The following is a 22,154-nucleotide window of genomic DNA, read 5'->3' as shown; positions in this document are numbered from 1 at the left end:
CAACGTCCGGGGCGGTGCTGCGCGGAGCGATGCCGCCGGCGCGGCGCTTCTGGTGGGCGCTGGCCGCCGGGTTCGCGTCGGAGGCGTCGGCGGTGGCGCTCCTGGCGGTGAGCGCCTGGCTCATCGTGCGGGCGAGTGAGCAGCCGCCGGTGCTGTACCTGTCGTTCGCCGTAGTGGGCGTGCGCTTCTTCGCGATCTCCCGCGCTGTCTTCCGCTACCTCGAACGACTCACCGGCCACGACGCCGCGCTGCGGCAGCTCGCCTCGACCCGCGCGGATCTGGTGCGCCGGCTCGTGCCGCTCGCCCCCGACGGGCTGACGCGCACCCGCCGCGGGTCCGTCCTCGGCGCTCTCGTCGACGACGTCGACGAGCTGCAGAACCTTCCGCTGCGGGTGGTGCAGCCGCTGGCGTCGTCGGCGCTCGTGGCGCTCGGCGCCGTCGTTCTCGTGGCGTTCGTGTGGTGGCCGGCGGCCCTCACCCTGCTCGCCTGCCTCATCGCGGCGGCCGTGATCGCGACGCTGTGGGGCTGGCTGTCGGGCGCCCGCGCCGAACGCAGCATCGCGCCGTTGCGCGCCCGGCTCGCCGACGCCGTACTCGATCACCTCACCGGTCTCGAGGTGCTCGAGGCCTTCGGCGCCGAGGAGCGCAGCCGCGAGCGCATCGCCCGCGCCGACGCCGACCTGCGCCGCGCCGTCGTCCGCCGATCCGGGGCCCAGGCGGCCACGACCGCGCTGGTGTCGCTCCTCGCCGGCGCCGCCTCGATCGCCGCGGTGCTGGTCGCCGCCCCCGGACTCGCGTCCGGGTCGCTCGATGCGCCGGGTTTCGCAGTGGCCGTGCTCGTGCCCATGGCCGTGTTCGAGGTGTTCGCCGCGATGCCGATGGCGGCGTCGGCATGGCGCCAGGTGCGCGCGTCCGCGGAACGCATCGCCGACGCCGTCCCCACCGAACCTCCGGTGCAGTTGGCGCCCGAGACCGTGCCGCCGACCGGCGAGGCGCCCGCGCTCGGTGACGGGCTCCGGCTTCGCGACGCCTCTGTGCGCTGGCCGGGCGCGGAGACCCCGGCCCTCCGCGATGTCGACCTCACGATCCGACCCGGCGAACGCATGCTGGTGATGGGTTCGAGCGGCGCCGGCAAGAGCACACTCGCTCACGCGCTGGTGCGGTTCCTCGAGGTCGACGGCGCCTACGACCTCGACCGCCGCTCGGTGCACGGCCTCGCGCCCGACGATGTGCGGCTCACCGTCGGCCTGTGCGAGCAGCATCCGATGCTCTTCGACGAGGACATCCGCCAGAACCTGATCTTCGCGCGCGACACAGCGACGGATGCCGAGCTCCAGGCCGCCCTCGACCGCGTGGGACTCGGCACGTGGCTGCGGGAGCGGGGCGGACTCGACGCCCGCGTCGGGGAGCGCGGCGCCCTCGTGTCGGGTGGGCAGGCGCAGCGCCTCGCGCTGGCGCGGGCGCTGCTGCGCGGATTCCCCGTGCTCGTGCTCGACGAGCCCACGGCGGGCGTCGATCCCGAGGCATCCGATCTGCTCCTCACCGATCTGCTGCGCGCCGTCCGCGACGACCAGGCCGTCATCCTCATCTCGCACGTCGCGGTGCCCGACGGACTCGTGGACCGCGTCGTGCGGATCGACGACGGCCGCCTCGTCGGCTGATCCACCGCGCTGCCGCTTGCCGAGGGGACCTGCGCCTAGGCTCGGACCGTGAGCGACGGCATCCCGAACCCCTTCGAAGGGCTCGATGCGCAGCTGCGGCGTGCAGACCGGTTCCGCGACACGGTCGATCCGGTGGCCGCGATCGCCGCGTACCGCACGTTCGCCGAATTCCTGCGGCCGCGACTGCCCGAGCTGCGCACGGCAGCGGGGCTTCCGGCCGAGGCCGGCTCCCGCAAGGACGGCAGGATCATCGCCGCCCGCGACGGCGCGCGGGTCGATCCGCGCGACCTGAAGCTCTACACGTTCTGGAACACTCCGCTCGAGAGCGCGCCGCCGCTCGTGCGAGCCTGCGTCGCCGAGCTGACGCGTCTGCATGCCAGCGGTTCCACACCCCTCACCGTGCTCGACGGCGCCTCGGCGCGGGAGCTGGTGGAGATTCCGGATGCCGTGGCCGACGCCCTCGAGAAGGACCACCCCGCGCACTTCTCCGACTTCGTGCGGGTGAGCGTGCTCGATCGCCTGGGCGGCATCTGGGTGGACGCGACCTGCTGGGCGCCGGAGCCCCTCCCCGCCGCCGTCGCTCCGCTGATGACCGCCGGAGCGCTGTACCCCCGGTGGACCCGTCGCCAGATCGGCAACTGGTTCATCGCCGCCGTGCCCGCGACACCGCTCATCAGCCTCCAGCGCCTGGCACTCGAGGCGTGGTGGGAGTCGGGCGGCGGCATTCCCGACTACTTCCTGTTCCACCGCATCTTCGAGGTGCTGCTCGATCTCGTGCCCGAGTTCCACGGACAGTGGGATGCCGCGCCGACCCTCTCGAGCGCCGCCAGCCATCTGCTGCAGCTGGGCATGATGCAGCCGTGGGATGCCGACGCGATGCGATTCGTGGCGGGCGCGTCGATCGTGCAGAAGCTGAGCTACAAGTACGACGCGGCGCCCGAGGGGTCGGTGCTCGACCGGCTGGTCTCGGAAGGCGCGCTGCTCGGCTGAGGCGGCGCTGACGACTCGGCGGCCGACGACTCGGCGGCCGACGATTCCGCGGTCGCGGTGATGCGCCGCGCCATGCCCGCGAAGATGAAGCCGTGGAACGGCAGCACCGCGAGCCAGTAGAGGCGGCCGGCGAGCCCTCGCGGGAAGAACACGGCGCGCTGGTCGTAGCGCGATCCGCCGCCCGCCGGCTCGGCCGACGCCCGCAGCTCGAGCCATGCGAGCCCCGGCACCTTCATCTCGGCACGGAGGCGCAGCATCCGTCCCGGCTCCAGGGCCTCGACGCGCCAGAAGTCGAGCGCATCACCGACCGCGAGTCGATCGCGGCTGCGACGCCCGCGCGCGAGGCCGATGCCGCCGACGAGCCGGTCCATCCAGCCGCGGATGGCCCACAGCACCGGTGACGAGTACCACCCGTTCTCGCCGCCGATGCCGACGATGACGCGCCACAGCGCCTCGGGCGAGGCGGGCGTATGAGAGGTCCGCACGTCGGTGTACACCACGCGTCCCGCCCAGTCCGGGTCGTTGGGCAGGGGGTCACTGGGGGCACCGAGCACCTCGGCGTCCTGCCAGCTGGTCTCGACGGCGTCGGCCACGACGCGTCCGAGCGCCAGCCGCACGGCCTCGCGATAGGGCGTGAGCCCGCCCGGTGGGGGCGGGATGAGCGCATCGACCGCGTGGTCCTTCATGACGCACTCGTTCTGCAGCGACTCGACCAAGGGGCGCGCGATCGACCGAGGGATCGGGGTCACGAGGTTCACCCAGTGCGACGCGAGACGCGGCGTGAGCACCGGGAGCGACGCGATCGGCCGCTGCCGGAGCCCCGCCTCGACGGCGTACCCGTTCATCATCTGGCCGTAGCGCAGCACGTCCGGTCCGCCGATGTCGACGGCCTCGTTCACGTCGGGGGCCACCCGGGCGGCACCCAGCAGATAGTGGAGCACGTCGCGCACGGCGATCGGCTGGATGCGGTTGCGCACCCACTTCGGCGCCGGCATGTACGGCAGCACCTCGGTCAGGTGGCGCACCATCTCGAACGACGCCGATCCCGACCCGATGACGACGCCTGCCTGCAGCACGAGGGTGGGCACGCCGCTCTCGAGGAACGTCTCCCCCACCTCGACCCGCGAGCGAAGGTGCGGCGACAGCTCGACGCCCGTCGGGTGCAGCCCGCCGAGGTAGACGATGCGGCGAACGGATGCCTCCACCGCCGCCTCGGCGACCGTCCGGGCCGCGCGGCGGTCGGCGTCGGCGAACTTCGCGCCGCCCGACATCGAGTGCACCAGGTAATAGAGGACGTCGACGTCGCGGACGGCCCCGGCGACGGCCACCGGGTCGGCGGCATCGCCGCGGACGATTTCGACACGATCGCCCCACGGGAAGGCCGCGGCGCGCGCGGGATCGCGGGCCAGCACGCGGACCGTGTAGCCGGCCGTGAGGAGGCGGGGCACCAGGCGCCCGCCGATGTAGCCGGTCGCCCCGAGTACGAGCGCGCGCGGCGCGGAGCCGTCGTCACGCGGCTGCGCGGTCAGTTCCGGCTCGCGGCCGGTCGGCGCCGAGACATGGTCCACGCCCGCAGACTACGTGAGGCTGCTCGCGTCACCCACGGCTTGACGTCCGGACCGGAATGCGCTCAGGGCTCCGGCCGGCGCGCATTCCAGGCGCACGGGGCCGACCGCTGCTGTTTCCTGCGACTGCTGTGTCGATCGACACAGCAGTCGCAGGAAAGTGCAGCACGCGTGTCTCAGGGCTGCGCTGACGCGCAGGCCGGGTCGAGGGAGATCTCTCAGAGCCGCGTGGCGAAGACCCGCGTGCCCTCGGGCGACGGGAGCGGCTCGAAGCCGACGCGCGGGTAGAAGGCGACGGCGCCCGTGTTCTCCTCCGAGGCGACGAGGTGCAGACCCGGCACTCCGGCGTCGCGCAGCGCGTCTTCGAGCGTCTCGATCAGCCGCCGTCCGAGTCCCTGCCCCTGGGTCTCGGGCAGCAGGTCGATGTGCAGGTGCGCCGGATACTCGTCGCCGAACGGCTGGGATCCGCCGCGCCGCGCGTAGGCGTAGCGGACGATACCGTCCTGGCGGGACGCGCTCACCGGAAGGGGGTCGCCCTGCGGCTTGGGCCACCGGTCGGCGAACCGCGGCCACCACTCGGTCGCGAACCAGGCCTCGAACGCGGCGGAGTCGGGCGCGCCGACGATGTAGCCGATCACCCGCCCGTCGTCGGCTTCGACGACGAAGGCGAACTCGGGGTGCCGCGCGGCGTACGGCAGCACGAAGATCTCGGCCCAGAGGTCGTCGTCGTCGAGCAGGCCGGTCGCGTCGGCGCCGGCATCCGCTGTCTTCAGGCAGATGTCGGCGAGAGCGGGTTCGTCACCGGGGCGGAAGGGGCGGATGCGGCTCACCGGGCGAGTCTATGGCTCGGGCCGCCGCCGCGCCGAGCCGACAGCGGCCTCACGAGCCGGCGACGTACCGCACGTCCGCCGGATCGACCCGCAGCGTGATCGGGTCCCCCGGCGCGAAGCCGGCGGCGCTCTCGGCCGCGACGTCGATCGCGACGTCCGGGTCGGCCGTGCGCAGCCGCACGCCCGCGGGGGTCTGCTCCAGTCGCACGATCCGCGCCGTCCACTCCCCCGGCTCGCCCCTCGGCTCGGCGACGACACGGACGTCGCTGGGGCGGAAGACGGCGGCGCGGGACGGATGCCGCGCCCCTGCTGGTTGCGGCAGCACGAGGTCTCCGGCACGCCAGGTCGCGGCATCCGTCGTCCCCTCGACGCGATTGAGCCCCGCCACCGCCGCGGCGAACCGGGTCGCCGGCGAAGCCAGCACCTGCCGCACCGGCCCCGATTGGGTCACGCGCCCGGCTTCGAGCACCACGAGGCGGTGGGCCAGCGCCACCGCGTCGACGGCGTCGTGGGTCGCGACGACGGCCGTGGTGCCGGTGGCGGCCAGCTGCTGGTGCAGGAGCGCGCGCACATCTGCCGCGGTCTCGGTGTCGAGCGAGGTCAGCGGTTCGTCGAGGAGGATCGCCGCGGGCGTCGTCGCGAGAGCGCGAGCCAGGGCCACGCGCTGCTGCTGCCCGCCCGACAGCTCCGCCGGGCGACGCCCGCCGAGTCCGTCGAGTCCGACCCGGCGAAGCCACCCGGCCGCCCTCTCCGCCGCTGCCGCCTTGCCGGAACCGTGCACGCGCAGACCGAACGCGACGTTGTCGAGCGCGCTGAGGTGCGGGAAAAGGCGCGGATCCTGGCCGAGCAGCACGACGCCGCGCGACGACGGCGGCGTGCGGCGCGCGGGTCCGGCGTCGAGCACACGGCCGCCCAGCCGGACCTCCCCCTCGTCGAATCCCGTGAGCCCCGCGAGCACGCCGAGCAGCGTCGACTTGCCCGCACCGCTCGGTCCCATGAGCGCCACGACCTCGCCCGCCGGCACGTGCAGCGCGGCGTCGAGCGCGAACCCGCCGCGGCGAAGGACGATCCGCGCCTCGAGCCCGGCCGCGGCCTCGGGCACGGCATCCGTCGCCCCGTCGGCTGCGGGCTCGCTCATCGCGGTGCCTCCGCCCGCCAGGCGCGCACGAGCAGCAGCACGCCCACCGCGGTGACGAGCAGGAGCAGCGACAGTGCGACCGCCGTGCCCTGCGAGACGCCGGCACCGTTGAAGGCGGTGTAGATCGCCAGCGGCATGGTCTGCGTCACCCCCGGCGCGTTGCCGGCGAAGAGCGCCGTCGCGCCGAACTCGCCGATCGCGCGCGCGAAGCACAGCACGATGCCCGCGACCAGGCCCGGTGCGGCCAGCGGCAGTGTGACGCGGGCGAGGATCGTCCAGCGGCCGGCGCCCAGGCCGGCTGCAGCCTGCTCGTAGCCGACGCCCGTCGAGCGCAGCGAGCCCTCGAGTGCGAGCACCAGGAACGGCAGCGCGACGAACGTCTGCGCCAGGACGACGGCCGTGGTCGTGAACGGAATGCGGATGCCCCACTCGGCGAGCGCGCCGCCGAGCCAGCTGGTGCGGCCGAACAGGAACAGCATCGCCACGCCCCCGACCATGGGCGGGAGCACGAGTGGCACGGTCACCAGGGCGCGGAGCACGGCCGCCGTGCGCACCGTGCTTCGGGCGATGAGGAGTGCGAGCGGCACCCCGAGCACCACGCAGACGGCGGTGGCCGCGGCACCGGTCGCCAGCGACAGCCCGAGCGCCGAGAGCGCCTGCGGCGAGGTGACATCGGTCCACAGGGTGTTCCACTCGACGCGCAGCACGAGGGCACCGAGCGGCAGCACGAGGAGGGCGAGTCCGACGACGGCCGGCACCGCGAGGACGCGCGGGACGAACCCGGCCCGCACCGCAGTCGTGCGCTGCGCGGGGGCGCCCCGCACGGCGGTGGCCACGCCGGTCATGGCGCCCCGAAGCCGCGCGCCGCGAGCACCTCGCGGCCGTCGGCGCCGAGGACGAACGCGACGAAGGCGTCGGCGATCTGTCGATCCGCCGTATCGGCGAGCGCCGCAATCGGATAGCTGTTGACGACCGCGTCGGCCCCTTCGGTCTCGACGATCTCGACATCGCCGGTGGTCGCGGCATCCGTCACGTAGACGAGCCCGGCGTCGGCCTCGCCCGCCGCCACCTTCGTGAGCACCGCGGTCACGTTCTGCTCGTAGCTGTCGACGCTGCCCGTCACCCCGGCATTGGCCAACAGGGTCGCCGAGGCCGCGCCGCACGGCACTTCGACCGCGCACAGCACGACGGTGCGCGCGGGATCGGCGAGATCGTCGAGCCCGGCGACCTCGCCGGGGTTGCCCGCGGGCACGACGAGCACGAGCGTGTTCGTCGCGAAGAGCTGCGGATCAGCGGCCAGTCCGCCGTCGACCACCTTCTGCATGTTCTTCTCGTCGGCCGAGGCGAACACGTCGGCGGGTGCACCCTCGAGGATCTGCGTGGCGAGCGTCGAGGAGCCGTCGTAGGTGACCGGAATGACGTGGACGGACGGATGCCGCGCCTCGAACCGCGTGGCCAGCTCGTCGAACGCGACCTTGAGCGAAGCCGCCGCGTAGACGGTGAGGTCGCCCGCGAGCTCGGGCTCCGCCTCGGCCGATGTCGCCGAGGTTCCGGGGCTCTGGTCGCCGGTGGGCGCGCACCCCGCGAGCAGCAGCACCAGCGACGCGAAGACGACGGCCGAGCGGAGCGGGGCGGGACGGCGATGCACGTCAGACTCTGGGGGTCTCGACGATCACCGTCGTCGCCTTGACCACCGCTACCGCGAGGGAGCCGGGTTCGAGTCCGAGCTCGCGGACCGCTTCGGACGACATGAGGGAGACGACCCGGTGGGGTCCGGACTGGATGTCGACCTGCGACATGACCCCGTCCATCTGCACGCGCGTCACGAGGCCGACGAACCGGTTCCGGGCGCTGGAGAGCACGTCGGCGGGATCGGCCGGTGTCGCGGCGAGCTCCACTGCGTGCGCGGCGAGGGCATCGCCGGGGATCTCGGCCGGTGAGGCGCCGGTGGTGGGCAGCGTGCCCGCGTCCACCCACCTGCGCACGGTGTCGTCGCTCACGCCGAGAAGCCGCGCCGCCTCGGAGATCTTGTAGCTGGCCACAGCCTCACGCTACCACCGCGGATGCGGCGGAATCAGCGGCATATCTCCGCTCTAGCGGTTCCCGGCTGACTGGGCTTCCGTGTGGTCAGGACGGGTCGCCCAGATCGGAGTCCTCGTCATCGATGTCGTCGCTGCGCGGCCCGACGAAATCGCCGGTGATCGTGTGCTCGCGTTCGACGTCCTTGACGACGTCGGTCTTGAGGTCGCTCGCCGGGTTGGTGTCCTCCGGCGCAAGACGCGGGATCACGCCCTCACCGGTGGTGTCGCCGGAGCCTGCCGCGGCGTCGTGGTCACCGGTGGATCGCGGGGTTCGGTTGTCGTCCATGTCGTGCTCCGCTCGTGTTGTTGCGGCGACGATACGCCGCCTGCGGCGGACTTCGAATGGCGGTTGACAACGCCGGTGACGTTGCTCCCCCGGCCCGATGAGATCACGGGGGTCGAACGCCACGTCGGTGGAGTGCGGCCATCGACCACGAGAGTCGGTGAGCGTACTCTGGCATCCCATCGGATGGGAGGAATCGTGGGGAGGCGCCGCGCTCACGACGCGATCACTGCGGACGAGCACATCGCGCGCTACGCGTACGTCCTCGGGAACGTGCCGGCGAGCGTGGCCGCCAACGCGTACGCTGCTGCTTTCTCTCAGCTCCCGGTGATGCAGCGTGCGGAGATCGTCCGCCAGCTGAGCGCGGAGCGCTTGGACGGGCCGAAGGAACAGGCATCCGTCGATCCCCACGGGTTCGCCGTGCTCATGCACGATCTGCTGTCGCGGGAGGCGCTGGTCCGCATCCGCGATGCTGCCGTCATCGCCGCTGCCTTCGTGGCGAGCCCGCCTGTCGTCGCCTACTACACGACGGGGGCGGGGTCCGTGACGATGGATCAGCAGCCGCCGTGGATTCACCAGCTCGCCGGACACGACACATCCCCGGTCGACGGAGGACGGACGCATCACCGACGGGGCGTCCCCGGTTTCATGAGTCTCGACCACCCGAACGCGGGTGACTCTCGCAACTGGTAGCGGAGCGTGACGAGCGACCATGGATGCCGCGCCGTTCAGCAGACGCGGTCGTGGCACGCGCGGATGGCGGAGGGCCCTGACGGGAGGTGATCAGCCGGGGTCACGCGCCGCTGGTCGGCAGCTTGTCGAGGCCGTGGCGCCCGGGTCGGTCCGGCTCCGCGGCGGTTGCCGGGCTGACGCCGGTCACCTCGCCCGGCCCGTCGGTGCCGGGATAGTGCGGCTCTTCGATCTCGATCGCTTTGTCCCGCTCTTCCAACGGCGGCAGGTGGTCGAGCGGCTGCTTGATGTCATCCGGATGGCTCATGCCTCGAGCCTCCGCGCCGGCGTGCCGCATCAGGGAGGGGCTTGCCAACCGTCGGTCTTCATGATCGAGGGATCCCGCGTACGGTTCACCGCTCGCCCGGGGGGGGCTCGCACGGAACCCGCCGAGTCAGTCCCGCAGTGGAGAGCCGGCCACCTCGAACCGGAATCCGCCGAACTCGCCGGACAGGAGAGGGCGCGCTTCATCGATGGATGCGCGGACCTCCGGCAGAGCAAGCGACGCCTGGTGGGCAGCGGCGCTCTCCCACAGCTCGATCACGAACACGGTGTCGGGCTCCTCGTCGTTCCTCCCCACCTCGTACATCAGGCAGCCGTTCTCCACGAGAAGGTCGCTCCTGCGTGTGAGGTGTGCGACGAGTGCGTCGCGCTTTCCCGGGACCGTGCCCAACGTGCCTGCGTTCGCGAAGACCATGTGACGAAACTACCGACGCCGTCGATGTGACCGAACCATCGGGTGGCGCGTCAGGGTCGCGCGACGCGAGGACACCCGGCGCACCCGGTAAAGTGTGCGTCAGGTCCCTGACCGCAGTCGGGTCGTGTCACACGGTGCCCCCAACACTGAGCCTGTCCCCAGCGGGCGCGTGACGCGCAGGAGCGATCTCGGGCCGAGGTCCCTCGGACGTCGCAGCCACTAGATGCGACGTCCGAGGGACTGTCTTTCCGCAGGGGGATGCGGTGAGGGAGTCGGCGGCCCCAGGCCCCAGATTCCCCAGCGCAGGCAGACGTCGAGGATGAGTTCCCAGCATCCATTCCGTCGCCCGCCCGGACAACGTACCGCGTCCCCCGTTTGGGGGACAACCTCATTCACGGTGCGGCCGCTCTCCAGCACCCTTCATGCGGGAGGGCGAGTTCCGGGACGCGGCGACGGCGGCACACCGGATGGCGCATGAGTCGGCGCCAAACCACGGACCGACTCCTCACCCGTTCCCACGAGTGGATATCGTGGCGCCATGCCATCGGTGACGGACTGGATCTCGAGCATCGGCTCACTCGTGGGAGCGCTGACAGGAGTGGGCGCACTGATCGTCGCTGTGCTCAGCTACCGGAAGTCGAATCGGGCGTTGGCCGCCGATGCGCGGACAAGAGGAGCCGTCGGGGCGACGGTGGAGGCGGTTGACGCACTCGGACGCGCGGGAAAGTTCGACGAGATGCTCGACGCTGCTCTGAAGCGCCGTGCCGACGCTGAGACGCACGGCTTGGCTGTCGGAGGCGGCTCTGCGATCGGTCGCGAGCGACCTGACGGCCCAGACGAGAAGGATGCCTACGAGGCGGCGCTGCGGGATGCGCGGCGAGAGCTCGGCATCGCGTAGGACCATCGGCTCGCGAGCCGGCGCGGCGACTCTCGACAGGAGACGTCGGACCGGCGCGGCAACGGCCCCGCCTCACGGCGCGCAGACCGGGCAAGGCTCTGATGGCGCGGCCTACTAATCTCGGGCGCAGGGTGACCGAAGCAAGGGCGTGAGCGAGCGCCTCCGGAGCGAACGACTGAGGAGCGACATGGAGTACTTCGATCTGACCGGCCGACGAGCTCTGGTCACCGGAGCCAACCGCGGTCTCGGTCTTGCGATCGCACAGGCCCTCGCCGGCGCCGGCGCCCACGTCGTCCTGGGCGTCCGCGATCCAGAAAGCGCGGAACTCCCCTTGCAGGCGATTCGGGCCGAGGGCGGTTCGGCGTCCTCCATCGGCCTCGATGTCACACGGCTTGATGAGGCTCGAGTGGCGATCGACGCGGCGTCCGATGATGGCGTGTTCGACATCCTGGTGAACAACGCCGGCGGTGGGAAAAACGCGCCGGCGATCGACGTCACGGAGGCTGACTTCGACGCGGTGTGGTCCCTGAACGTCCGCTCAGCGCTGTTCCTCTCGCAGCATGTTGCACGCTCGATGCCGTCCGGAAGTGCGATCGTGAATATCGCGTCGCAAGCAGGCATCGTCGCGCTGCCCGGCGAGTCGTCGTACTGCATCGCAAAGGCGGCGATGCTGCACATGACCCGGTGCCATGCGGTGGAGTGGGGCGAGCGGGGCATCCGCGTCAATGCGGTCGCTCCCACGTTCATCGAGACCGACGGCACCGCCGAGGCACTGTCCGACCCCGCGTTCCGGGCGGACGTCATCGACCGGATCGCGGCACTCCACCGGATCGGCAAGCCCACCGAGGTGGCCGGGGCTGTGGTGTTCCTCTGCTCTCCCGCGGCGTCGCTCGTCACGGGTCAGACACTGGCCGTGGATGGCGGGTGGACCATCCGCTGACTGGGTGACGTCAATCTCGCACCAGGGGCGCGGCGTCCGCGGTGACGGTCGCCGGCGGCTGCGGCGGGGACGCGGGTCCAGCTTCCGGGTCGCTGCCCGGGGACCCAGCCTCCAGGGTGCGCGCGAAAGGACGCACAGTCGCGGCGATCTCAGCGCGTGCGATGTCGGCGGTGTGTCGGATGATGAGCGCATGACTGGGCACACGCACTCCATTCCGCTCACGATCGACTACATCGAGATCTCAGTCACCGACATGCAGGCGGCTCGTGAGTTCTACGGTGCCGCCTTCGGCTGGTCCTTCACGACATACGGCGACCAGTATTCGGGTATCCGCACCGCGGCAGAATCAGGACGCGAAGGCGACGAAGCCGGCGGCCTGCTCCTTGCCGATACGGTCACCCGAGGCGGCCCCCTCGTTCTGCTCTACGCCGATGACATCGAGGATGCCGTCGAGCGCGTCACCCGGGCCGGCGGCGTCGTCGTGAACGGTCCCTATGAGTTCCCCGGCGGCCGCCGCTTCCACTTCCTCGACCCGAGTGGCAACGAGCTCGGCGTGTGGTCGGCCGCCTGACGCGAGGATCACCTGTTCGCTGACGGACTCGAAATTGAGCGATACCCCTCGTCGGGCCCGATGGACAATCGGCCTCGGGCATAGCACGCTTGGCTCGTGACTGATCGCACACGTTCCCGGCTGCGGTGGGTCGACGGGGTGATCGCACTCACGCTTGCGAAATCGGTCGGCTACTTCCTATCGGTGATGAAACCGCCGGAACAGACGAACGCGCAGACGATGCTGCCGCCCAAACCGTTTCCGGCTCGCGCGGACGAGTATCGCCCCTGACAAGCGCTGACACGCCCAGCGGTGAAGGACCGGCGGCGCGATGCCGGGGAACGCGCGCCGCTGGCGGCGAGGCCGAGCAGCCTTCTCCCGGGAAGACGTGCTGACTTGGGCGAGTGATCGCGGCGCGGAGCAGAGAGGGCGACATGGCGCATGAGGGGCGCGTAGCGGGGGCCCGGCCTTCCGTACTGCCGACCCTCAGATGAGATCCGGCTCGATGAGCGCGTCAGCGCGAGCAGGGTCACGGCTTCGTGAGGGTAGCAGCACACCTAGCGCGGCATCGACGCACCGATCAGTCCTCGTCGTTCTCCCGCTCCTCTTCTTCGAGCCGCTTCTCCTCTTCTTGGGCCTGCTTGCGCTCCTCCCGCTCGAGTTGCTTCTGCTCCCGCTCGAGTTGCTTCTGTTCGTCCTCAGTCAGGCCCGAGTCCTCGCCGGTGCCGCCCGTTCCGGTGTTCACCTCGGCGGGCGGGGCCTCGGACGGGTCAGGGGCTGCAGGGGTTGTCACCACAGGTGCGGGCGCGGGTTGCGGCTGATTGAGCGCCGCGATCCCGACGACCGCTCCGGTGAGGACGGCAATGGTCGCGAGCACGCCCGCGGCTGCCGCTGTCAGGTGCTTCCGCCGGTCGCTCTCTCCGGCTGCGGTGGGGCTCGACGCGAGCGCCGCCGCGCTCGGGGGGCCGGGGGCGGCCGCGACGGCGCCCCCAGCCGGAGCTATCAGCGTCGGAGCGGTCAATGCAGCCGTGGCCGCGGTCCCCGCGTCGGTGGCGCCGGCGGGTGTGCGCTCTGCGAGATTTCCGGTCGAGGCCGCGACCTCGGCGGCGGTCGGTCGCTGCGAGGGGTCGGGGTGCAGCATCCGTGTCAAGAGATCGATCCACGGCTCCTCCAGGGACGCAGGGATTTCCGGCTGGCTCTCCAGGCGAGCCACCGCGGCGGCCATGCCGCCGCCGTGCGGGTGCACCCGCTCGCCGGTGAGCGCCTCGAGAAACACCAGACCCAGCGCATAGATATCGGCCGCGGGCGTGGGCGACTCACCGCGGAGCTGCTCGGGGGCCAAGTAGGCCACGGTTCCGATCACGAGGCCCGGCGAGGTGATCCGCGACGTGTCGAGCAAGTAGGCGATGCCGAAGTCGGCGAGCTTCGCGCGCGGGCGCGCCCCCGGGATCTGCGGAGGACTGAGCAGCACGTTGGAGGGTTTGATGTCGCGGTGAACGACGCCCGCCTTGTGGACGACGTGCAGGGCCTCTGCGAGCTCGGCACCGAGGTGTCCGACGATGTTCGGCGGCAGCGGTCCGCCCGAAGCCAGTCGAGAGCCGAGCGTCGGACCGTCGACGAATTCCATCGCGAGGTACTCGGGCTGACCGGGCACGAGTCGGGCATCGAACAGGGTGACAAGCGACGGGTGGTTCAACGAAGCGAGCACGGTCATCTCGCTGCGCGCGCGCTCTGATGACGCGCCGTCGATGCCCGGCCGGATGAGCTTGATCGCCACGGTGCGGCCGAGCAGCACATCTTCTGCGCGGTAGACACGAGCCATGCCACCTTCGCCGACGCAGTCGCCCAGGCGATAGCGGCCGTCGAGCAGCGGCGCCGTGTCGTCGGCGTTCGCTTCTGTCATCGGTTCCTCCCCGCCGCCGTCGAACCCGCGACGCCATACGACGGTAGCCGCTGGGTTCGGATCACGGCGTGCCCTTGACGGTTCTGCAGGGCCGTGGGAGACGGGGACGGAGGCGCGGCGTGAGCTGCGAACCCCTCGCCACCGACCCTGCTTCACGTCGTCGGCGCCGCACCGACCCGCGACAGGATGGCATCGGCGATCTCTTGCACCGATCTGCCGGCGCTCACCCGCAGATGCACGTCGGGCCACGGCTCGAAGGTAATGCCGCGCTCTCGCACGTCGTCCCAGCTCGGCTCAGGGAGCCTGGCCAGGTTCCGGGTTCGCCCCTCCAACCGACGACGGTGCTCGACTTCGTCGTCCAGACTCAGGAGAACGAACACCATCGGTGCGCCTGTCGTCGAGGCCGCGCGACGCCACGTATCGCGGGCAGGTTCGCTGTCGTTCACCGCATCGACCACGACGATGCGCCCGAGATCCAGATTCTGCTCGGCCGCCGCTCGCACGGCCTCGTACGCGGCGACACCGGTCGTCCACGACTGCGGCAATCCTGCCCCGAGAAGCGCATCCTCGACGGTGTCGATCGAGAGATGCACCGCGTCGACGGCTCGGGCGACCTCCCCGGCCACAGCAGTCTTGCCCGTGCCAGGCAACCCTGAGATCACGACAAGCATGAGCCCATTCTCCATCCCGCCTCACTTCGACTCGTGACTCAAGGTCGGTCGAAGAAGCCCGAGGTGCTCGAGCAGCGCTGAACCGTGTCAGCCACGCATCTGCACCTCGTTGCGGGAGCATCCGGTCCCCCATGTTGTCGCGGCCGACTAACGTTGAGTCAGGTTATCGGCGTGCCCGCGCTGAAATGCGAGAGCAGAAGGACGAGCAGATGTCGGTTGGGTTGCTCGCGGTTGTTGACGACATCCTGTCCGCCGCCATGAAGGCCAGCGCGAAGACCGCAGGCGTGGTGGTCGATGACGCGGCCGTGACGCCGCAATACGTGCAGGGGCTGACCCCCGCGCGGGAGCTGCCGGTGATCGGAAAGATCGCAATCGGCAGCTTGGTGAACAAGTTCGTGATCATCATCCCGCTGGCGTTGCTGCTCACGGCGTTCGCCCCGTGGCTGCTGCCGTGGCTGCTGATCCTCGGCGGTTCGTATCTCTGCTTCGAGGGCGCTGAGAAGGTGATGGAGTGGTTCGGCGCCCACCACGGGCCTGGTCAGGACGAGCCGCGAGACGAGCGCCGGCTCGTCTTCGGGGCGGTCCGCACAGACCTCATCCTGAGCACCGAGATCATGCTGATCTCGCTGGCGAGTCTGGACGCCGACTTCGGGATCTGGATGACTCTCGGGGCTCTGTCCGTCATCGCACTCGCGATGACGCTGCTCGTGTACGGCGTCGTGGCGCTGCTGGTGAAGATCGATGACATCGGAATGGGCATGGCTGCAAGCTCAGCGCTCAGCATGCGTCGCGCCGGGGAGCGAATCGTGCGGTCGATGCCGACGGTGTTTCGCATCATCAGCATCGTCGGAACGGTGGCGATGCTCTGGGTCGGTGGCCATCTGGTGATCGCGAACCTGGCTGAGACGTTCTGGCATGGTCCCTACGATGTGCTTCACGCCGCGACTCACGCAGTGGAGTCGCTGGGTCCCGTTGTGGTGTGGCTTGTGGACACGGCGCTGTCAGCCGTCTTCGGGCTCGTGCTGGGACTGATCATCGCGGGTATCGTCATGGCCGTGATGCGGGCTGTGAAGCGGCGCTCCCCCGTCGAGCCCTCTCACTGACCCATAGCGCCGAGGAAGCCGGCCCCGGTCTGCGACGACCGCCTCGCGGCAAGGCCCGTTCGTTCGATGACCCGCGCCCGAACGTCGTCTGCGCCTGTGGTGCCAGGATCGATGCGTGATGAGCGCCGACCGGGAGACGCGTACCCGTCCCGCCGAGGCGGTGTGGCGCGAGTCGATCCAGGGTTACCGTCGATGGGAGAAGTCCGCCGTCCTGGGATCTGGCGCTGAACTGTGGACGTGGGCCAGCGCCGAGGTACTGCGGTGGGGAGTGAAAACGCGCAGCGGGTTCTCCGTCACCCCGGCCGCAACTGTGGTCACCGGGATGCGACCCGTCATCATGGCGCACCCGTTCGGGTTGTCGATTCGTGAACCGGTCCAGGTCCTCGACGTGGTGGACACGCCGGACCGCGTCGGCTTTGCCTACCGAACACTGCCCGGTCATCCCATCTCGGGCGAGGAGGCGTTCATCGTGCACCGAGATGGCGACGACGTCGTGCTGACCATCCGCTCCCTCACCCGCGCGGCCGACAGTCGTCGCTGGCGAGTGGTCTACCCCGTTCTGCTGGTGGCGCAGAAGGTCGCGCGCCGAAGGTACCTCCGAGCGCTGCGCCCACCACCCGTGCGTTGATCGACCGCTTTTGCGGGCCTCACTGGCAGTCCGCCTGGCGAGGTGGTTGTGTCCGCCGGCTCAGGTGGCGACGACGGCCGCCACGGCGACTGCCAGGAGCAGACCAGTGACGACGATCATTGCGACGTTGGGTCGGTGCAGCATGCCAGGATCGGCTTCCATGACCGCAGCGCCGGTCTGCGCCTCGGCGACGGCGAGTCGGCGCGCGATAGACGTTGCGACCTGACCGGCCGGGGTCGTCGCACTGCCCACGGTGAGCTCTGAGACACGCCTGACCGGATTGAAGCCGGCAGCGTGGGCGTCCGCCGACCGGATCGCTTCCATACCGAGGTTCTGGTGGCCGGGAACCGCCCAAGCGCGCACCCGACGGCCGCCCTTCAGCATGAAATCGAGTGCGAGGCCCGACGACACGCCGTCGAGCGCAGCGAACGAGAACCTGGATGTCGTGAACGTGTTGCGCACCAGCACACCCTCGGTGTCCACCGCGACGCGGGGCCAGACGCCGACGGCCCACAGCAGCCACAGCACGAGGCCGAGCCCGGCCGAGAACTTGAGGTATCGCACGTCCAGCGCGGGGAGGATGGCGAGCACCGCGCCGGATGCCGCAGCCCCGACGGTCAGCGGCACGAACCGCAGGCGTTCGTACACTTCGACGTCCCCGACCTTGCGCACCTGCACCATGGCCTCACCCTAGCGAACGCCCTCCCGTGTTCTCGCGCAGACTGCACCCTCCGCGTTCGCCGCGTTCCCGAGGTTCACCGCGCGATGATGGAAGGGCGGGAGCGAAGGAGTCATCGTGCGCGAGAAAGACCTCCATGCCGTGGCAGCCCGGCGAGCGCAGGAACTTCCTGGCGCGGAGCTGACACACCCGTTCGGCGAGGAGTGGGATGTGTTCAAGGTGCGGGGCAAGGCGTTCATGCTGCACACCGTGCTGCGCGGCGAGCCGCTCGTGATCGTGAGGTCAGCACCTGAGGACGCTCGCGCACTCCGGGAGGAGCACCCCGACATCTCGCCGGGGTACCACATGAACAAGCGGCACTGGATCTCGCTGCACCCTGGCGGGCGACTCGACGAGACACTCCTGCACGAACTGGTCACCGAGTCGTACCTGCTGGTCGTCGGCAGTCTTCCCCGCCGCATCCGCCCCGTGGATCCCGACCTGTTCGCCCGTCAGGTCGTCGACGAGCGCTGAGTGGGTCCGCGCCGCCGGCGACTCACCGGCGGGCGCACGGCGACACCGCGGCGTCCCTCGAAGCGCGTACTGCTCGGCCCGTGCGTGGTCGGCTCACTCCCGTGTCGGCGTAGACGACGGCACGCGACAGCCCGCGACGCCGGCTCGAGATCGACTGGCGCTCTGCGGGGCGCGTTGTCAAGCCGTTGCCGTCCACGCCGCGATCGGGTGCAGTAGCGATCATGCGCCGTGGAGTTGAGAAGCATCGCGTACTGGTCCTGGGAGGCGGCAACGGCGGCCTGTCGGTCGCCGGCCGACTGCGACGTCACGGCGTGCGCGACGTTGCCGTGGTCGAACCGCGCGACCAACACGTGTTCGCGCCGCTGCAATCTCACATCGCCGGCGGGGTGGCCCGCGCTTCCGAGGCGGTGCGGCCGCAGGCCGACGTCACGCCGCGCAGTGTGACGTGGATCCGCGACGCTGCCGCGAGCGTCGACCCGCACGCTCGCACTGTCCAGGTGCGGTCGGGGCGCAAGGTCGCCTACGAGCACCTGATCGTGAGCGTCGGCCTGGAAACCCGATATGACGCCGTCCCCGGGTTGGCCGAAGCGATGGCTGAGAACACCGGCCTGTCCAGCTACACCTTCGAGCTGGCGGCGAAGACCTCCCCCGTTCTGCGCGACTTCCGCCAGGGCACGGTCGTGTTCGTGCAGCAGCCGGAACCGGCGTCGGCTGCCGGCGTCGCGCAGAAGCCGATGTACCTCGCGTGCGACTGGTGGCGTTCCCGTGGCGTACTGGACGACATCCGCGTGGTGTTCATCTCGCCCGAACCCTCCGCTTTTCACATCCCCGCGATCAGCGCAGAGCTGCAACGCAAACTCGATGAGTACGGCATCGAGACCAGATTCGGCGCCGACCTCCTGAAGGCGGACCCGCAACGGCGCGAGGTGGAGATCAAGCGCGGGCAAGAGACCGAGACGATCGATTACGACCTTCTGCACGCCGCACCGCCGCAGTCACCGCCCGATTGGATCGCTGAGTCGGGCCTGGCCGACCCTGCTGACCCCCATGGTTTCGTCGACGTCGATCCGGAAACATTGCGCTCTCGCCGCTTCGACACCGTGTGGGCGCTCGGGGACGCCGCGGCTGTCGACACCCTCCGCTCGGGCGGCGCCATCCGCAAGCAGGCGAAGCTCCTCGCGCGCAACCTGATCACGGTGATCAACGGCAAAGCGCTCACCGGTCACTACGACGGATACTCGGTCTGCCCCATCACCGTCAGCCGCAACACCGTCGTCTTCGCCGAGTTCGACCGCCACGGACGACTGGCACCCACCATCCCCGGGTGGAAGACCCTGTACCGAGAGCGCCGACTGGCCTACTTCTTCGATCGACGAGTACTCCCCTGGGTCTATTGGCACCTCATCCTTCAGGGGCGCGCCTGATCCTCCGAACGCGCGCGCGCCGACCCGTCTCAGCGCTACCCCGTGCTCCGGCGCAGGACGATGGCCGCCGGCATCCGCTTCACTACGAATCGGAAAAGGGGCTTCGACAGCGCCGCCGCTTCGCCGGGCTCGATGATGCGGGGATCGACGACGTGATGCACGGCGCCTTTCCAGGTGAGATCGGCCGCACCGGCCGCCACGACGTTGCGGGCCCAGTTCGTCTTCGACCCCCACGGCAGCCCGATCAGCACGACTCCGGGATCGACGGTGGGCACGACCGCGACCGGAGTGGCATACTCCGCCCCGCTCTTGCGCCCGCGGTGGTGCAGCAGCGCCCACAGCGGAACCCAACGGCGTCCGGCGAGCGCGAGGGCGATGGGCTCGGTCGCTTTCACGAGCACGCGCGGGGGCCTGGAGCGCATGCCGGTGATCCCTCGTAGTCCGCTGCCGCCGGCCATCACATCGCCGAAGTGGTAGGCGAGCACCGCTGCCATCGTGGCGGCACCGGCGGCCGCCGCAACCCCTTCTCCTCGTGAACGGATGCCGCGCCGCAGGAGCACCGCGCCCGCGATCGCGTTCGCCGCACTCCAGCCGAGGTTCACCCGCGGCGACGACATCCCGACGCCCGGAGGATCCGCGAACGGGCTGGGGAACGGTCGCCCCTGCAGGCCGCTCACCCCGTGCGGGACGGCGTTGACGAGCAGCGCGGCGCCCAGCGCAGTCCTCATCGCGGTCATGATCGACACACGCACACCCTACGTCGTACCGTGCGCGACGATCACCGCTCGCCCGTCGCGCGCAGCGGAGCACCTCGGTGTGTGACCGGAGCCGCAGTCAGGCAGACCCGGTTCCCCACAGCCGGGCGGGTGCGCGGTCGGCCTGCAGCGAACCGCTCTGGTGGCGCCCGCAGTCGGTGTCTATCTTGGGTGTCGGCGCCGGCGGTGGAAGCGGGCGCGATCCGGAGTCGACCTCATCCCACCTACGAGTGGAGGCATTCGCTGATGGACAAACCGATCGAGAGCCTGGCGCAGTCGGTGCCGTCGTGGGGCGCGAAGCTGGCGTTCGGCGAACCTGTCACCGCGGGCGGCCGCGAGATGACGCCCGCCGCACTCGTTGTCTTCGGCTTCGGGGGCGGCGGCGGTTCGGGCCGGTGGCCGCAGCGAGCGGAATCGCCCGAGGGTTCCCACCAAAGCGAGCCCGAAGGCGAAGGAGAAGGGAGCGGCGGGGGTGGCGGCGGGTACGTGCTGCCCCTCGGCGCGTACGTGAGCGGACCGAACGGGCCGAGGTTCAAGCCGAACCCGGTCGCGATCATCATCGTGAGCGTCCCGCTCGTCTCCGCGCTGGGCTGGGCCTTGGCGCGGATCATCACGGCTGCGAGGTCGTGATCACGCAGGTGGAGATTCGTCAAGAGCGACGACCCTCCACCTGACGCGCCCCCACCCTCTGGACGCCGCCGCGCCGCAGGACTACCGTCGCTGTGTCGTCATGATGCCGGTGACCGAGGCGGTGCGCCATGTCCAGGTCCAGTGCCGTACGCGCGCTGCCCACGCCGCGGCGGGTGCAGGGCACCTACTACACGCTGATGCTCGGCAACACCCTTGCCGCGTCGTTCATCTGGGGCGTCAACACGCTGTTCCTGCTCGATGCGGGCCTGACGAACTTCGAAGCCTTCTCCGCGAACGCGTTCTTCACGGCCGGGATGCTGATCTTCGAGATCCCGACGGGGGTCGTCGCCGACACCGTCGGACGCCGCGCGTCGTACCTGCTCGGCACCGTCACGCTCGCGGTCACCACCCTGCTCTACTGGATGCTGTGGGTCTGGAAGTCGCCGTTCTGGGCGTGGGCGGTCGTGTCGGTGCTGCTCGGTCTCGGGTTCACGTTCTTCTCCGGTGCGGTCGACGCCTGGCTCGTCGACGCCCTGAAGGCGACCGGCTTTGAGGGGAGCCTGGAGACGGTCTTCGGCCGGGCGCAGATCGTCGGCGGCATCGCGATGCTGTCGGGGTCGGTGCTCGGCGGCGTGGTCGCACAGGCGACCAACCTCGGCGTGCCGTTCGTGATCCGCGGGGCCATCCTGCTGCTCATGCTGATTGTTGCAGCGCTCCTCATGCGCGACCTCGGCTTCACACCCGACCGCGGCGAGAAGCCGCTGCAGGCCACGCGGAACGTGCTGCGGGCATCCATCCGCTACGGGCTCGGCGACCCTCCCGTGCGCTGGCTCATGCTCACCAGCCCCTTCACGGCCGCGGTCGGCTTCTATGTCTTCTACGCGCTGCAGCCTTACCTGCTCGAGCTGTGGGGCGACGAGGACGCGTACTCGATCGCCGGCCTCGCCGCCGCGCTGCTGTCGGGCGCCGCGATCCTCGGCGGCACGCTCGCGCCGTGGGTGCGCAAGCTCTTCCGGCGCCGCACCTCGGCGATCCTGCTGGCGACGGTCTCGAGCACGCTGGTGCTCCTTGGGCTCGGTCTGGTGCAGAACTTCTGGTTCGCCGTCGTGCTGGTCGCACTGTGGGGCATCGCATCGGCGATCGACGACCCCGTGCACCGCGCCTACCTCAACGACATGATCCCGTCGAAGCAGCGCGCCACAGTGCTCTCGTTCGACTCGCTGATGGGTTCTGCCGGCGGAGTCGTCTTCCAGCCGGTGCTGGGACGGGCGGCGGATGTCGGCGGCTACGGCACCTCGATGATCTGGAGCGGTGTCATCTCGGCGGTCGCGGTGCCCTTCCTCCTGCTCAGCAGGGCGCAGAACGCTCCCGCCGACACCGCCCAGGAGGTCACCCCTCCCCCCGATGCCGATGCCGATTCCGACGCCGACGCCGAGACCGCGTGACAGCTGATGCGGCGGCGCCAATCTCCTTTCCGAAGCCGCCG

General features: G+C 70.6%; 26 protein-coding genes. 13 read left to right on the top strand and 13 right to left on the bottom strand.

Annotated elements, in window-relative coordinates:
* Positions 1–29 precede the first annotated feature (29 nt).
* Together cydC and IM767_RS06745 are read left to right on the top strand one after the other, a co-directional pair.
* On the top strand, positions 30–1,661 hold the full coding sequence (gene cydC, locus IM767_RS06750; protein ID WP_239453434.1) for a thiol reductant ABC exporter subunit CydC: 1,632 nt from the start codon (positions 30–32) through the stop codon (positions 1,659–1,661).
* 48 nt (positions 1,662–1,709) lie between these two features.
* Positions 1,710–2,651: a capsular polysaccharide synthesis protein gene (locus IM767_RS06745; protein WP_109211443.1), complete on the top strand. Its 942-nt coding sequence runs from the start codon at positions 1,710–1,712 to the stop codon at positions 2,649–2,651.
* Here the strand turns inward: IM767_RS06745 and IM767_RS06740 are convergent.
* The 7 genes from IM767_RS06740 to IM767_RS06710 form a co-directional block, all read right to left on the bottom strand.
* On the bottom strand, positions 2,579–4,219 hold the full coding sequence (locus tag IM767_RS06740; protein ID WP_109211444.1) for an SDR family oxidoreductase: 1,641 nt from the start codon (positions 4,217–4,219) through the stop codon (positions 2,579–2,581). The two genes, IM767_RS06745 and IM767_RS06740, sit on opposite strands and share 73 nt — an antisense overlap.
* 215 nt (positions 4,220–4,434) lie before the next feature.
* The gene (locus IM767_RS06735) at positions 4,435–5,046 is read right to left on the bottom strand and encodes a GNAT family N-acetyltransferase (RefSeq protein ID WP_109211445.1); all 612 of its coding nucleotides are present in this window, start codon (positions 5,044–5,046) and stop codon (positions 4,435–4,437) included.
* A 49-nt stretch (positions 5,047–5,095) separates the two neighbouring features.
* A complete protein-coding gene (locus IM767_RS06730; RefSeq protein ID WP_109211446.1) occupies positions 5,096–6,184 on the bottom strand; it encodes a sulfate/molybdate ABC transporter ATP-binding protein in 1,089 nt (362 codons plus the stop codon).
* On the bottom strand, positions 6,181–7,029 hold the full coding sequence (locus IM767_RS06725; RefSeq protein ID WP_198425702.1) for an ABC transporter permease: 849 nt from the start codon (positions 7,027–7,029) through the stop codon (positions 6,181–6,183). The genes IM767_RS06730 and IM767_RS06725 overlap by 4 nt, the downstream gene beginning before the upstream one ends.
* On the bottom strand, positions 7,026–7,832 hold the full coding sequence (modA, locus tag IM767_RS06720; RefSeq protein ID WP_109211447.1) for a molybdate ABC transporter substrate-binding protein: 807 nt from the start codon (positions 7,830–7,832) through the stop codon (positions 7,026–7,028). Before modA ends, IM767_RS06725 begins: the two co-directional genes overlap by 4 nt.
* A 1-nt stretch (position 7,833) precedes the next feature.
* On the bottom strand, positions 7,834–8,226 hold the full coding sequence (locus IM767_RS06715; protein WP_109211448.1) for a TOBE domain-containing protein: 393 nt from the start codon (positions 8,224–8,226) through the stop codon (positions 7,834–7,836).
* 85 nt (positions 8,227–8,311) lie between these two features.
* Positions 8,312–8,551: a hypothetical protein gene (locus IM767_RS06710; RefSeq protein WP_109211449.1), complete on the bottom strand. Its 240-nt coding sequence runs from the start codon at positions 8,549–8,551 to the stop codon at positions 8,312–8,314.
* Positions 8,552–8,734: 183 nt separating this feature from the next.
* On the opposite strand from IM767_RS06710, the gene IM767_RS06705 reads away from it, so the two are divergent.
* Positions 8,735–9,241 (top strand): hypothetical protein, encoded by a 507-nt coding sequence (locus IM767_RS06705; RefSeq protein ID WP_109211450.1) that lies wholly within the window; start codon positions 8,735–8,737, stop codon positions 9,239–9,241.
* A gap of 100 nt (positions 9,242–9,341) precedes the next feature.
* Here IM767_RS06705 and IM767_RS06700 read toward each other — a convergent pair whose 3' ends face one another.
* Entirely contained in the window at positions 9,342–9,545 is a 204-nt protein-coding gene (locus IM767_RS06700) for a hypothetical protein (protein ID WP_109211451.1), read from the bottom strand.
* A gap of 126 nt (positions 9,546–9,671) precedes the next feature.
* On the bottom strand, positions 9,672–9,974 hold the full coding sequence (locus tag IM767_RS06695; RefSeq protein WP_109211452.1) for a putative quinol monooxygenase: 303 nt from the start codon (positions 9,972–9,974) through the stop codon (positions 9,672–9,674).
* A gap of 538 nt (positions 9,975–10,512) precedes the next feature.
* Between IM767_RS06695 and IM767_RS06690 the strand changes: the two genes are divergently transcribed.
* The 4 genes from IM767_RS06690 to IM767_RS06675 all read left to right on the top strand — a co-directional run bounded on the left by IM767_RS06690 (position 10,513) and on the right by IM767_RS06675 (position 12,653).
* Positions 10,513–10,872, top strand: coding sequence for a hypothetical protein (locus IM767_RS06690; protein WP_109211453.1), 360 nt, complete (start codon positions 10,513–10,515; stop codon positions 10,870–10,872).
* Positions 10,873–11,059: 187 nt separating this feature from the next.
* On the top strand, positions 11,060–11,812 hold the full coding sequence (locus IM767_RS06685; RefSeq protein ID WP_109211454.1) for an SDR family NAD(P)-dependent oxidoreductase: 753 nt from the start codon (positions 11,060–11,062) through the stop codon (positions 11,810–11,812).
* Positions 11,813–12,002: 190 nt separating this feature from the next.
* Positions 12,003–12,383, top strand: a complete 381-nt coding sequence (locus IM767_RS06680; protein ID WP_109211455.1) for a VOC family protein — start codon at positions 12,003–12,005, stop codon at positions 12,381–12,383.
* Positions 12,384–12,479: 96 nt separating this feature from the next.
* Positions 12,480–12,653, top strand: coding sequence for a hypothetical protein (locus IM767_RS06675; RefSeq protein WP_162564356.1), 174 nt, complete (start codon positions 12,480–12,482; stop codon positions 12,651–12,653).
* Positions 12,654–12,942: 289 nt separating this feature from the next.
* On the opposite strand, the gene IM767_RS06670 is transcribed toward IM767_RS06675, so the two are convergent.
* Both IM767_RS06670 and IM767_RS06665 read right to left on the bottom strand, forming a co-directional pair.
* Entirely contained in the window at positions 12,943–14,265 is a 1,323-nt protein-coding gene (locus tag IM767_RS06670; protein WP_109211456.1) for a serine/threonine-protein kinase, read from the bottom strand.
* 152 nt (positions 14,266–14,417) lie between these two features.
* On the bottom strand, positions 14,418–14,936 hold the full coding sequence (locus IM767_RS06665; protein ID WP_162564357.1) for a P-loop nucleotide/nucleoside kinase family protein: 519 nt from the start codon (positions 14,934–14,936) through the stop codon (positions 14,418–14,420).
* A gap of 209 nt (positions 14,937–15,145) precedes the next feature.
* Between IM767_RS06665 and IM767_RS06660 the strand changes: the two genes are divergently transcribed.
* Positions 15,146–16,039 (top strand): DUF808 domain-containing protein, encoded by an 894-nt coding sequence (locus tag IM767_RS06660; RefSeq protein ID WP_109211535.1) that lies wholly within the window; start codon positions 15,146–15,148, stop codon positions 16,037–16,039.
* Positions 16,040–16,157: 118 nt separating this feature from the next.
* Positions 16,158–16,667 carry a DUF1990 family protein gene (locus IM767_RS06655; RefSeq protein WP_109211458.1) on the top strand — a complete coding sequence of 170 codons (510 nt, stop codon included), beginning with the start codon at positions 16,158–16,160 and terminating at the stop codon, positions 16,665–16,667.
* 60 nt (positions 16,668–16,727) lie between these two features.
* On the opposite strand, the gene IM767_RS06650 is transcribed toward IM767_RS06655, so the two are convergent.
* A complete protein-coding gene (locus IM767_RS06650) occupies positions 16,728–17,348 on the bottom strand; it encodes a PH domain-containing protein (RefSeq protein ID WP_109211459.1) in 621 nt (206 codons plus the stop codon).
* A 115-nt stretch (positions 17,349–17,463) separates the two neighbouring features.
* Between IM767_RS06650 and IM767_RS06645 the strand changes: the two genes are divergently transcribed.
* Complete coding sequence (locus IM767_RS06645; protein ID WP_109211460.1) at positions 17,464–17,859, top strand: MmcQ/YjbR family DNA-binding protein; 396 nt, start codon at positions 17,464–17,466, stop codon at positions 17,857–17,859.
* A 221-nt stretch (positions 17,860–18,080) separates the two neighbouring features.
* Positions 18,081–19,283, top strand: coding sequence for an NAD(P)/FAD-dependent oxidoreductase (locus tag IM767_RS06640; RefSeq protein ID WP_109211461.1), 1,203 nt, complete (start codon positions 18,081–18,083; stop codon positions 19,281–19,283).
* Positions 19,284–19,318: 35 nt separating this feature from the next.
* Here IM767_RS06640 and IM767_RS20745 read toward each other — a convergent pair whose 3' ends face one another.
* Entirely contained in the window at positions 19,319–20,020 is a 702-nt protein-coding gene (locus IM767_RS20745) for a nitroreductase family deazaflavin-dependent oxidoreductase (protein ID WP_239453435.1), read from the bottom strand.
* Between the two features lie 264 nt (positions 20,021–20,284).
* Between IM767_RS20745 and IM767_RS06630 the strand changes: the two genes are divergently transcribed.
* Positions 20,285–20,668 carry a hypothetical protein gene (locus tag IM767_RS06630; RefSeq protein ID WP_109211462.1) on the top strand — a complete coding sequence of 128 codons (384 nt, stop codon included), beginning with the start codon at positions 20,285–20,287 and terminating at the stop codon, positions 20,666–20,668.
* Positions 20,669–20,796: 128 nt separating this feature from the next.
* The gene (locus IM767_RS06625) at positions 20,797–22,113 is read left to right on the top strand and encodes an MFS transporter (RefSeq protein ID WP_109211463.1); all 1,317 of its coding nucleotides are present in this window, start codon (positions 20,797–20,799) and stop codon (positions 22,111–22,113) included.
* The last annotated feature ends 41 nt before the right edge of the window (positions 22,114–22,154 follow it).

Source organism: Microbacterium ureisolvens, assembly GCF_015278315.1.
In the GTDB taxonomy this organism is placed as follows: domain Bacteria; phylum Actinomycetota; class Actinomycetes; order Actinomycetales; family Microbacteriaceae; genus Microbacterium; species Microbacterium ureisolvens.
The sequence above is the reverse complement of the archived record's forward strand: the minus strand, read 5'-3'. Positions and strand labels throughout refer to the sequence as shown.

Coding starts and splice junctions, on each gene's coding strand:
- IM767_RS06695 (WP_109211452.1), bottom strand. CDS start 9,974: ATGGTCTTCGCGAACGCAGGCACGTTGGGCACGGTCCCGGGAAAGCGC.
- IM767_RS20745 (WP_239453435.1), bottom strand. CDS start 20,020: ATGACCGCGATGAGGACTGCGCTGGGCGCCGCGCTGCTCGTCAACGCC.
- IM767_RS06690 (WP_109211453.1), top strand. CDS start 10,513: ATGCCATCGGTGACGGACTGGATCTCGAGCATCGGCTCACTCGTGGGA.
- IM767_RS06640 (WP_109211461.1), top strand. CDS start 18,081: ATGCGCCGTGGAGTTGAGAAGCATCGCGTACTGGTCCTGGGAGGCGGC.
- IM767_RS06625 (WP_109211463.1), top strand. CDS start 20,797: ATGTCCAGGTCCAGTGCCGTACGCGCGCTGCCCACGCCGCGGCGGGTG.
- IM767_RS06685 (WP_109211454.1), top strand. CDS start 11,060: ATGGAGTACTTCGATCTGACCGGCCGACGAGCTCTGGTCACCGGAGCC.
- IM767_RS06655 (WP_109211458.1), top strand. CDS start 16,158: ATGAGCGCCGACCGGGAGACGCGTACCCGTCCCGCCGAGGCGGTGTGG.
- IM767_RS06730 (WP_109211446.1), bottom strand. CDS start 6,184: ATGAGCGAGCCCGCAGCCGACGGGGCGACGGATGCCGTGCCCGAGGCC.
- IM767_RS06670 (WP_109211456.1), bottom strand. CDS start 14,265: ATGACAGAAGCGAACGCCGACGACACGGCGCCGCTGCTCGACGGCCGC.
- IM767_RS06665 (WP_162564357.1), bottom strand. CDS start 14,936: ATGCTTGTCGTGATCTCAGGGTTGCCTGGCACGGGCAAGACTGCTGTG.
- IM767_RS06725 (WP_198425702.1), bottom strand. CDS start 7,029: ATGACCGGCGTGGCCACCGCCGTGCGGGGCGCCCCCGCGCAGCGCACG.
- IM767_RS06705 (WP_109211450.1), top strand. CDS start 8,735: ATGGGAGGAATCGTGGGGAGGCGCCGCGCTCACGACGCGATCACTGCG.
- IM767_RS06650 (WP_109211459.1), bottom strand. CDS start 17,348: ATGGTGCAGGTGCGCAAGGTCGGGGACGTCGAAGTGTACGAACGCCTG.
- IM767_RS06680 (WP_109211455.1), top strand. CDS start 12,003: ATGACTGGGCACACGCACTCCATTCCGCTCACGATCGACTACATCGAG.
- IM767_RS06700 (WP_109211451.1), bottom strand. CDS start 9,545: ATGAGCCATCCGGATGACATCAAGCAGCCGCTCGACCACCTGCCGCCG.
- IM767_RS06710 (WP_109211449.1), bottom strand. CDS start 8,551: ATGGACGACAACCGAACCCCGCGATCCACCGGTGACCACGACGCCGCG.
- IM767_RS06630 (WP_109211462.1), top strand. CDS start 20,285: ATGGACAAACCGATCGAGAGCCTGGCGCAGTCGGTGCCGTCGTGGGGC.
- cydC (WP_239453434.1), top strand. CDS start 30: ATGCCGCCGGCGCGGCGCTTCTGGTGGGCGCTGGCCGCCGGGTTCGCG.
- IM767_RS06660 (WP_109211535.1), top strand. CDS start 15,146: ATGTCGGTTGGGTTGCTCGCGGTTGTTGACGACATCCTGTCCGCCGCC.